The sequence below is a fragment of the Aurantimonas aggregata genome (assembly GCF_010500835.1).
GTDB lineage: Bacteria > Pseudomonadota > Alphaproteobacteria > Rhizobiales > Rhizobiaceae > Aurantimonas > Aurantimonas aggregata.
This window is the reverse complement of the sequence record NZ_JAAAMJ010000015.1, coordinates 93,252-102,742: the sequence shown is the minus strand read 5'-3', so window position 1 is coordinate 102,742 and position 9,491 is coordinate 93,252. Positions and strand designations below refer to the sequence as shown.

At 68.4% G+C, this 9,491-nt stretch carries 9 protein-coding genes; 3 read left to right on the top strand and 6 right to left on the bottom strand.

The genetic code is table 11. The features are described 5' to 3' along the window. On the bottom strand, nt 1-1,006 hold a 1,006-nt coding region (locus GTW51_RS17145), incomplete at its 3' end, for a Re/Si-specific NAD(P)(+) transhydrogenase subunit alpha (RefSeq protein ID WP_163045258.1). A gap of 238 nt (nt 1,007-1,244) precedes the next feature. Here GTW51_RS17145 and GTW51_RS17140 point away from each other — a divergent pair. Then, the gene (locus tag GTW51_RS17140; protein WP_163045257.1) at nt 1,245-1,718 is read left to right on the top strand and encodes a cupin domain-containing protein; all 474 of its coding nucleotides are present in this window, start codon (nt 1,245-1,247) and stop codon (nt 1,716-1,718) included. A gap of 44 nt (nt 1,719-1,762) precedes the next feature. Here GTW51_RS17140 and GTW51_RS17135 read toward each other — a convergent pair whose 3' ends face one another. From GTW51_RS17135 to ytfQ, 5 genes are all read right to left on the bottom strand, one after another. Beyond that, entirely contained in the window at nt 1,763-2,521 is a 759-nt protein-coding gene (locus GTW51_RS17135) for a FadR/GntR family transcriptional regulator (RefSeq protein WP_163045256.1), read from the bottom strand. Further along, the gene (gene yjfF, locus GTW51_RS17130; protein WP_163045255.1) at nt 2,521-3,510 is read right to left on the bottom strand and encodes a galactofuranose ABC transporter, permease protein YjfF; all 990 of its coding nucleotides are present in this window, start codon (nt 3,508-3,510) and stop codon (nt 2,521-2,523) included. Before yjfF ends, GTW51_RS17135 begins: the two co-directional genes overlap by 1 nt. After that, the gene (locus GTW51_RS17125; protein ID WP_163045254.1) at nt 3,507-4,529 is read right to left on the bottom strand and encodes an ABC transporter permease; all 1,023 of its coding nucleotides are present in this window, start codon (nt 4,527-4,529) and stop codon (nt 3,507-3,509) included. The genes yjfF and GTW51_RS17125 overlap by 4 nt, the downstream gene beginning before the upstream one ends. Further along, nucleotides 4,526-6,046, bottom strand: coding sequence for a galactofuranose ABC transporter, ATP-binding protein YtfR (ytfR, locus tag GTW51_RS17120; RefSeq protein ID WP_163045253.1), 1,521 nt, complete (start codon nt 6,044-6,046; stop codon nt 4,526-4,528). The genes GTW51_RS17125 and ytfR overlap by 4 nt, the downstream gene beginning before the upstream one ends. Nucleotides 6,047-6,141: 95 nt before the next feature. Beyond that, nucleotides 6,142-7,095 carry a galactofuranose ABC transporter, galactofuranose-binding protein YtfQ gene (ytfQ, locus tag GTW51_RS17115; protein ID WP_425483273.1) on the bottom strand — a complete coding sequence of 318 codons (954 nt, stop codon included), beginning with the start codon at nt 7,093-7,095 and terminating at the stop codon, nt 6,142-6,144. 173 nt (nt 7,096-7,268) lie between these two features. Here ytfQ and GTW51_RS17110 point away from each other — a divergent pair, with 173 nt between their 5' ends. Together GTW51_RS17110 and GTW51_RS17105 are read left to right on the top strand one after the other, a co-directional pair. Beyond that, nucleotides 7,269-7,886 (top strand): ribonuclease D, encoded by a 618-nt coding sequence (locus GTW51_RS17110; RefSeq protein WP_163045251.1) that lies wholly within the window; start codon nt 7,269-7,271, stop codon nt 7,884-7,886. Between the two features lie 115 nt (nt 7,887-8,001). After that, a complete protein-coding gene (locus GTW51_RS17105) occupies nt 8,002-9,363 on the top strand; it encodes a hypothetical protein (protein ID WP_163045250.1) in 1,362 nt (453 codons plus the stop codon). Nucleotides 9,364-9,491 lie beyond the last annotated feature (128 nt).

Genomic DNA, 9,491 nt, shown 5'->3' with positions numbered 1-9,491 from the left:
GCAGATTGGTGGCGTAGAGGGTCGAGGCCTGCGCTGCCATCCGGCTCGGATAGTCGGTGTAGCCGACGACGGTGACGCCGTTCGGGCTGGTGACGATCTCGTCGGCGACGGTGAGGTCGCAATTGCCACCGCGCTCGGCGGCGAGGTCGACGACCACCGAGCCCGGCTTCATCGCCGCGACCATGTCGGCGGTCCAGAGCTTGGGGGCCGGCCGGCCGGGGATCAGCGCCGTGGTGATGACGATGTCCATCTCCGGCGCCAGCTCGCGGAACCGTGCCAGCTGCTTCTCGCGGAATTCCGGGCTCGACGGCGCGGCATAGCCGCCGGTGGCCGCGCCGTCCTGGGCTTCCTCGAAGTCCAGGTAGACGAACTGCGCGCCCATCGATTCGATCTGCTCGGCGACTTCCGGTCGCACGTCGAAGGCATGGGTGATGGCGCCGAGCGAGGTGGCGGTGCCGATCGCCGCGAGGCCGGCGACGCCGGCGCCGACCACCAGCACCTTCGCCGGCGGGACCTTGCCCGCCGCGGTGATCTGGCCGGTGAAGAAGCGGCCGAAATGATTGCCCGCCTCCATCACGGCCCGGTAGCCGGCGATGTTCGCCATCGATGACAGCGCATCCATCTTCTGGGCGCGGCTGATGCGCGGCACCGCATCCATGGCGATGACCGAGCCGCCGGTCGCCGCCAGGCGCTGCAGCAGCTCGGCGTCGCTGGCGGCATTGACGAAGCCGATCAGCGTCTTGCCGGCGTGCAGCCGCGCGATCTCGCCGTCCTGCGGCGGGCGAACCTTGAGGACGATGTCCGAGGCCTGCCACAGGCTATCGGCGTCGGGGACGATCTCGACGCCGGCGGCACGGTAGTCGGCGTCGGCGAAGTTCGCTGCCTCGCCGGCACCCGCCTCGAGCAGGCACTGGTAGCCGAGCTTCTGCAGCCGGCCTGCGCTGTCGGGCGTCAGGGCGACCCGGCGCTCTCCCGGATAGCTCTCGCGCGGTGTTCCGATCTTCATTCGCGTGTCTCCTCGCGCGTCTGGTTGCGCCGCCGGGATGTCCCCGCCGCGAACCCGCTGATCATGGGAAAACGGACGTCCTACCCGGCCTCTCCAAAAGCTGTGTTTTCACTGGCTGATGGAAGGGAAAACCGCAAGCCCGCAACAACGGGCTGTCTTGTGATGGCAATGCGCAGTACCGTCCCAGATCGTCGGCACCGGGGCTGTCCTCGCCGCCGCAAACCAGCGAGTACAAGCCATGTCGACCCGCCTCCTGCTGCTTGCCGCCAGCCTGGCTGCCCTCGCCTTTCCCGCCGCCGCCCAGGTGACCGTTGAGAAAATCCTGACCACCGGCGTCACGGCGACCGGCCAGCCGATCGTCCTGCCGAAGGACAATGTCGAGGTGATCGTCTCCACCTACGACATCGCCGCCGGCGCCAAGTTGCCGTCGCACGAGCATCCCTCGACCCGCTACGCCTACGTGATGAGCGGCGAATTGCGCGTCATCAACACCGAGATGAACGAGGCGACGACCTACAAGACCGGCGACTTCATCATCGAAGCGATCGGGCAATGGCATTATGGCGAGGCCATCGGCAGCGAGCCGGTCCGGCTTCTGGTCATCGACCAGATCGAGAAGGGCCAGTCGACCGTCATCCTCGAAACGCCGGCAAAACCTGCCGCCACCCCGGCCGTGTCGGCTGGAACCCCGGCGGCGCCGGCGGCGCAGTAGCGCCCGGTCCGGCGAAGCCGACAGCATCCAGGCTCGACCGGCGCCTATTCCGTCGGCGCCGGGCCGGCGATCCAGCGATCGAGCGCCTTGCGGGTGCGCTCGGCGCCGAGATCGATCACGGCGCGCATCGCCTCGCGCGTCGCCTCCTCGTCGCCGGCCTCCATCGCGTCGACGATGCGCGCATGATTGGCCGCGACCTCGGCGATCAGCGCCGGATCGCTGGCCGGCGAACTCAGCTTGAGGGTGATCGCCATCGCCGCCTCGATGAGGCTGCCGATCGCCCGCATGAACGGGTTGCGCGAGATGTCGGCCACCGCGAGGTGGAACTCCAGGTCGACCGTCGCGATGCTGGCCCGGTCGTTTCGGGCGTCGCCGAGCCGCCCGACGATCTCGCGCAGCCTTGCGATGTCCTGTGACGTGGCACGCTGGGCGGCGAGCGCCGCCGCGGCCGGCTCGAAGGCGAGGCGCATGGTGGCGAGATCGAAGACGAAATCGTCGTCGAGACCCGCTTCGACGCGCCAGCGCAGCACCTCGGCGTCGAGAAGGTTCCAGCGCACCGGGTCGAGCACCCGCGTTCCGACCCGCGCCTTCGGCTGGATCAGCCCCTTGGCCGCCAGCGTCTTCATGGCTTCCCGCAGCACCGTGCGCGAGACCCCGAATCGGGCGCTCAGATCCTTGTCGCCGGGCAGGATAGAGCCGGGCAGGACGTCGCCGCGGACGATCTCCCGGCCGATCGCGGCGACGACATGGGCATGGCTGGTGCGCGGCGCACGGTCGGTGATGGTGTTGTCGAGGAGGCCCATCACGCCGGGCTGTGGCCGAGGGCTGCGCCGCCGCGCCGGGCCGAGAGCCAGACCAGCCCGCGCTGCAGCACGATGAAGGCGAACAGGAGGAAGCCGATGACGATCTTCGTCCACCAGCTCGAGAGGCTTCCGTCGAAGACGATGTAGGTCTGGATGAGGCCCATGATCATGATCCCGAGAAACGTCCCGGCGACGAAGCCGGAGCCGCCGGTGAGCAGCGTGCCGCCGATCACCACCGCCGCGATGGCGTCGAGCTCGACGCCGACGGCCGCCAGCGAATAGCCGGCCGAGGTGTAGAGGGAAAGCACGATCCCCGACAGGCCGGCGAGGAAGCTCGACAGCGCATAGATGCCGATCGTGGTGCGCGCGACCTTGACGCCCATCAGCTCCGCCGACTGCCGGCTGCCGCCGAGCGCGTAGACGTTGCGGCCGAAGCGCGTGCGGTGGGCGACGACGATCCCGACGGCGAAGACCGCCAGCATCACCATGCCGACGAAGGTCAGCCGGCCGCCGCCGGGCAGGCGGATCCACAGGTCCTGAAGCGCGCCATAGAAGGGATGGTCGATCGCCACCGACTGGGTCGAGACGACGAAGGCCATGCCGCGCGCGAAGAACATGCCGGCCAGCGTCACGATGAAGGCCGGCATGGCGAGATAGTGGATCATCGCCCCCATCACCCCGCCAAACAGCGTCGCCAGCAGCAGGACCAGGGTAATCGCGGCGACCGGGTGGAGCCCCCACTCGCCCACCGCGACGGCGATGAAGATGCCGGCGAAGGCGATGACCGAGCCGATCGACAGGTCGATGCCGCCGGAGAGGATGACGAAGGTCATGCCCACCGCGGCGATGCCGAGAAAGGCGTTGTCGGTCAAAAGATTGCCGAGGACCCGGGTCGACAGCATGTTCGGGAACTGCGCGATGCAGAGCGCATAGGCGACGAGGAACACGACGAGCGTCATGACAAGGGCGAAATAGCGCGAGGTGATCATCGCACGGTGCTCCGCTTGCGGCTTTCGGCGCGCTCGCGGGCCCGGCCGAAGAAGCCGAAGGCCGAACGGCTGGTCGGCGACTGCACCACGAGGATGACGACGATGATCGCCGCCTTGATGATCAGGTTGAATTCCGGCGGAAAGCCCGCCAGCAGGATGCCGGTATTGACCGACTGGATGATCATCGCGCCGATCAGCGATCCGGCGATCGAGAAGCGGCCGCCGAGCAGGGAATTACCACCGACGACGACGGCGAGGATCGCGTCGAGCTCCAGCCAGAGCCCGGCATTGTTGGCATCGGCGCCCCTGATGTCGGCGGCCGCGACGATGCCGGCGACGGCGGCGCAGAGGCCCGAGGCGGCATAGACCGCGACCAGCAGCGAGCTGGTGCCGATGCCGGCAAGACGGGAGGCCCGGCGGTTAATGCCGATCGCCTCGATCAGCATGCCGAGCGCGGTGAAACGGACGAGCGCGGCGACCAAGAGCCCGAGCACGACCCAGAGGATGACCGGCACGGGCATGCCGGCGACCGACCCGCTGCCGAGGAAGATCAGGCCGGGGTGGTTGAAGGTCAGGATGACGCCCTCGGTCACCAGCTGGGCTATGCCGCGCCCGGCGACCATCAGGATCAGCGTCGCGATGATCGGCTGGATGCTGAAGAAGGCGACGAGCGCGCCGTTCCAGAGACCGCAGAGAATGCCGACCCCGAGCGCCGCGCCGAGCGTCGCGCCGAGCGAATAGCCGCCGGTGATCGAAGCGGCGGCCACCGCGCCGGTGATCGCCATCACCGCGCCGACGGAGAGATCGATGCCCTTGGTGGCGATGACGAGGGTCATGCCGATCGCCAGCAGCGCCACCGGCGCGCCGCGATTGACCACGTCGATCAGGCTGCCGTAGAGCCGGCCGTTCTGGTAGGCGATATCGAGGAAGCCCGGCGAAATCGCGGTGTTCAGCGCCAGGATCACGGCGAGGGCGACGAGCTGCGGGGCGAGCCGGACGACGGCGGCGGGCAGGCTCATGGCTGCGCCTCGTCGGGCGTGGCCGCGGCGATCGCGGTCATGATCGCGCCGGTCGAGATGTCGTCGCCGGACAGTTCGCTGACGTGGCGGCGGTCGGCCAGCACCTGCACCCGGTTGGAATAGGCCACCAGCTCCTCGAGCTCGGAGGAGATGACGAGCAGCGCCATGCCGTCGTCGCAGAGCTTCTCGACCAGCCGGATGATCTCGGCATGGGCGCCGACATCGATGCCGCGGGTCGGCTCGTCGAGGATCAGGAAGCGCGGGTCAATGGCGAGCCAGCGGGCGAGAATGACCTTCTGCTGGTTGCCGCCCGACAGGAACTTGATCGGCGTCTCGCGGTCGGCGGTGCGGATGTCGAGCGCTTCGATGTAGCGGTCGGCGATCGCCTCCTGCTCGCGCCGGGGCAACGGTCGCGCCCAGCCCTTTCGCGCCTGCAGGGCGAGAACGATGTTCTCGCGCACCGACAGATCCTCGACGATGCCGTCCTGCTTGCGATCCTCCGGGCAGAAGCCGAAGCCGGCGGCGATCGCCGCCCGGGGCGAGGCCAGCGGCCGTGCTGCGCCGTCGATCTCGACGGTGCCGGAATCCGGCTGCGCGATGCCGAAGAGCAGTTCCGCAGTCTCGGTCCGTCCGGAACCGAGCAGGCCGGCAACCCCCACCACCTCGCCGCGTCGGATGTCGAGGTCGAAGGGCTCGATCGCGCCGCGCCTTCCGTAGCCGGTAAAGCGCGCGAGCAATTCGCCCTGGGCGGCCTCCTCGGCGGACGCCCGCCGGCTTTCTTCCTCCAGAAGCTCGTGGCCGAGCATCATCGAGACGAGCTCGAGCCGCCCGAGGCCCGCGATCGGTCGCGTGTCGATCAGCCTGCCGTTGCGCAGCACCGTCACCCGGTCGGCGAGGCGGAACACCTGGTCGAAGAAATGTGTGATGAAGACGATGCCGAGGCCGCGGTCGCGCAGGTCGCGGATGATGTCGAACAGCGTCGAGACCTCGGCGGCGTCGAGGCTCGCCGTCGGCTCGTCGAGGATCAGCACCTTGCCAGAAAGATCGACCGCCCGGGCAATGGCGACGATCTGCCGGATCGCCACCGAATAGCTGCCCAGCAGCACGTCGACGTCGATGTCGAGGCCATAGCCGGCGAGCACCGATCTCGCGTCGCGGTTCATCGCCCGCGTGTCGATCAGGCCGAAGCGGCGCGGCTCGCGGCCCAGGAAGAGGTTCTCGGCGACGGTGAGGTTCTCCAGGAGATTGACCTCTTGATAGACCGTGCCGATGCCGAAGCGCTGGGCGTCGGTGACGTCGCGCGGGTCGATCGGTGCGCCGTCCAGGCGGATCTCGCCGGAATCGCGATGATAGGCACCGGTCAGCACCTTGATCAGCGTCGACTTGCCGGCGCCGTTCTCGCCCAGCAGCGCATGCACCTCGCCGGCCTGCAGCGTGAAGTCGACGCGGTCGAGCGCCTTGATGCCAAGAAAACTCTTGCTGATGGCGCGCGCGCTCAACAGCGGCTCGTCGCTCATTGCCTGCTCCGCGCACGCGTCGGTCATGGGATGGCTGAGACCGGCCCGTCCGGGGCCGGGGGCGGGAGCCGCACACACGGCTCCCGCTTCTGTCCTCAGTAGCCGAGGTTCTTCTTTTCCTCGTAGACCGCCATCGGGTCGTCGGCCTGGGTGTAGAGCTTGGACTCCGTCTGGATGAACTTCGGCGGCATGGTGCCGTCGGCCTTGAACTTCTCCAGCGCGTCGAAGGCCGGGCCGGCCATGTTCGGCGTCAGCTCGACCGTGGCGTTCGCCTCGCCCGCCGCCATCGCCTGGAAGATGTCCGGCACCGCGTCGATCGACACGACGAGGATGTCCTCGCCCGGCTTCAGGCCGGCTTCCTTGATCGCCTGGATCGCGCCGACGGCCATGTCGTCGTTGTGGGCGTAGAGCGCGCAGATGTCCTGGCCGCCGCCTTCCGCCTTCAGGAAGCTTTCCATGACTTCCTTGCCCTTGGTGCGGGTGAAGTCGCCGGTCTGCGCGCGCACGATCTTGATGTTGTCGTGCCCGGCGATCGCCTCCGCGAAGCCGTTCTTGCGGTCGATCGCCGGCGACGAGCCGGTGGTGCCTTCCAGCTCGACGACGTTGCATTCCTTGTCGCCGACCGTTTCGACCAGCCATTCGCCGGCGACGCGGCCCTCATGCACGAGATCGGAGCCGACCGCCGTCAGGTAGAGGTCGTCCGCGGAATCGACCATGCGGTCGAGCAGCACGACGGGGATCTCGGCCTCCTGCGCTTCTTCCAGCACCTGGTCCCAGCCGGTGGCGACGACCGGGGCGAGCAGGATCGCGTCGACTCCTTGCGCGATGAAGGAGCGGATCGCCCGGATCTGGTTTTCCTGCTTCTGCTGAGCATCGGCGAATTTCAGGTCGATGCCGCGCTCTTCGGCCTCCTGCAGCGTGACCGAGGTCTCAGCGGCGCGCCAGCCGGACTCCGAACCGATCTGTGAAAATCCGACCGTCATGTCGGCGGCCATCGCCGACGACGACAGCAAGGCTGCGGCAAGAACGGCCGCGCCGGCATGTTTCATGAAACGCATGCGATCACCTCCCAGTGTTGAAAGCCGGTCTCCCGCCGACGGTCTAAGGTCGTATGATAATACTTTTGCTGTCAAGCCTCCGTCGCGAGCGTCGATCAGGCTTTTGCGTCGCCGGCGAAATCCGCTAGAGCGGACGCAGGATTTAGCGAAAGCGAAGGCAGGCGATGACCATCCGCGTCCACAAAGGCGATCTCCCCGACATTTCCCGCTACAGCGGCCCCGTCGCCATCGACACCGAGACGCTCGGCCTCGAGACGAGGCGGGACCGGCTCTGCGTCATCCAGCTGTCGCCCGGCGACGGCACGGCGGACGTGGTGCAGATCGCCAAGGGCCAGCGCGAGGCGCCGAACATCGCCGCGTTGCTGCGCGACGCCTCGAAGACCAAGATCTTCCACTATGCCCGCTTCGACGTGGCGGCGCTCTATCACGCCTTCGGGGTGATGACCGACGGCATCTTCTGCACCAAGATCGCCTCGCGCCTGACCCGCACCTATACCGACCGGCACGGGCTGAAGGATCTGGCGCGCGAGCTGATCGGCGTCGATCTGTCGAAGCAGCAGCAGTCCTCCGACTGGGCCGCCGAGACGCTGACGCCGGCGCAGGTCGAGTACGCCGCCTCCGACGTGCTCTACCTCCACGACATCATGGGCGGGCTCTACAAGCGGCTGGAGCGCGAGGACCGCATGGACATCGCCAGGGCCTGCTTCGCCTTCCTGCCGACGCGGGCCCGCCTCGACCTCGCCGGCTGGGACGAGGAAGACATCTTTTCCCACTCGGCCTGATTGCCATCCAAGCTGATTTCTCCCTCGGCCTGACCGCCGGCGCTTCGCCGGTCAGGCCCCGGCGGATCGATCTCCGGGGCCTGCGTTTGCTCGCTCTGCCATCAAAGGAGGCCGCATGGCCTTGTCGTATCGCCGCTCCCTGGCCGCGCTTTCGCTCGCGCTGATCTTCACGCCGGCCGCCGGCCAAGGCACGGAAGCGGGCGATTCCGCCCCGCCGATCGTGTTCGTCCATGGCGACGGCGATGGCGCCGGGTTCTGGACCACGACGTTCTGGCGCTTTGAGGCCAACGGCTATCCCGCCGATTTCCTGTTCGCGGCGGATATCGACCACCCGGCCGCCCGCACCCTCGACACGGTGCCGGAGGACAACCGCTCCTCGACCGAGGAGGCCGCCCGCGCCGTTGCGGCGACGGTCGATCGGGCGCTCGGCGAGACGGGCGCGGAGAAGGTGGCGATCGTCGCCCATGGCCGCGGTTGCCAGACGGCGCGCAACTACGTGAAGAACTTCGACGGAGCCGCGAAGGTCGCTCGGCTGGTGCTCGCCGGCTGCCTCAGCCACGGCGCCTATCGCAATCCGCAGGAGCAGCTCGACGCCGAGTTCAATGGCGCCGGGACCTTCCTGACCGCTCTCAACGCCGGCGGCGAGGTGCCGGAAGGCATCCCGACCACCGTGCTGCGATCGGATCGCTTCGACCTCTACGCTCAGCCTGACGGCCGCTTCCTCGGCCTGCCGGGCGAGCCGACGGGCGTCTCCTACGACGCCCCGGCGCTGGAAGGTGCCGAGGACATCGTTCTGGAAGGTCTCGACCACCGCGAGACGGCGACCGCGCCGGAAGCCTTCATCGCCCTCCATACGGCCGTGACCGGCCAGCCGCCGGCCCGTCTCGACGCCGAGCCCGAGACGGCACCCCAGATTTCCGGCGAGATCTCCGGCTGGGCGAATGGCGCCCCCACCAATATGGTCCTCGAAGGCGCGACGCTCACCGTCTACGCCGTCGATGCCGAGACGGCCGAGCGCCAGGGTGAGCCGGTCCTGCGCCAGACCGTGGCGGAGGACGGGCGCTACGGCCCGGTGGCGGTCGATCCGGCGCAGCCCTACGAATTCGTCGTCGAAGCGGACGGCTATGCGACGACGCGGATCTATCGCAGCGCCTTTCCGCACTCCACCGCGATCGCCGACCTCCGGCTGTTTCCCGCCGAGGCGGCGCCCGTCGCCGGCCAGCTTTTGTCCGGCGAGGTCGTCAACATGATGCGCCCGCGCGGCTATTTCGGCATCGACGACAACGCCACGCTCGACGCGCTGCCGGTGGCCAGCCGGCCGGAAGCCGAACCGGTGCCGGCCGTCTGGATCTCGGCCGTCGCGGTTGCGGAGACAGAAGCGCGGGCGGTGATCGGCGGGTTCGACGGCGAGACCATCGCGGCGCGCACGACGCCGGACGACGCGAGCGATGTCATCTGGATCGAATTGCGCGAATAAAGACGCTCAAGCCGCCGGGAAGACGCTGCTTTCGTCCCGAACCGGGGTGCGGGCGGTTGCCACGGAGGCTGGTTCGCCTCTAAGCCGTTGGGGTCGCCCAGTTGCTGCGGCGCGAACAGGACATTGTA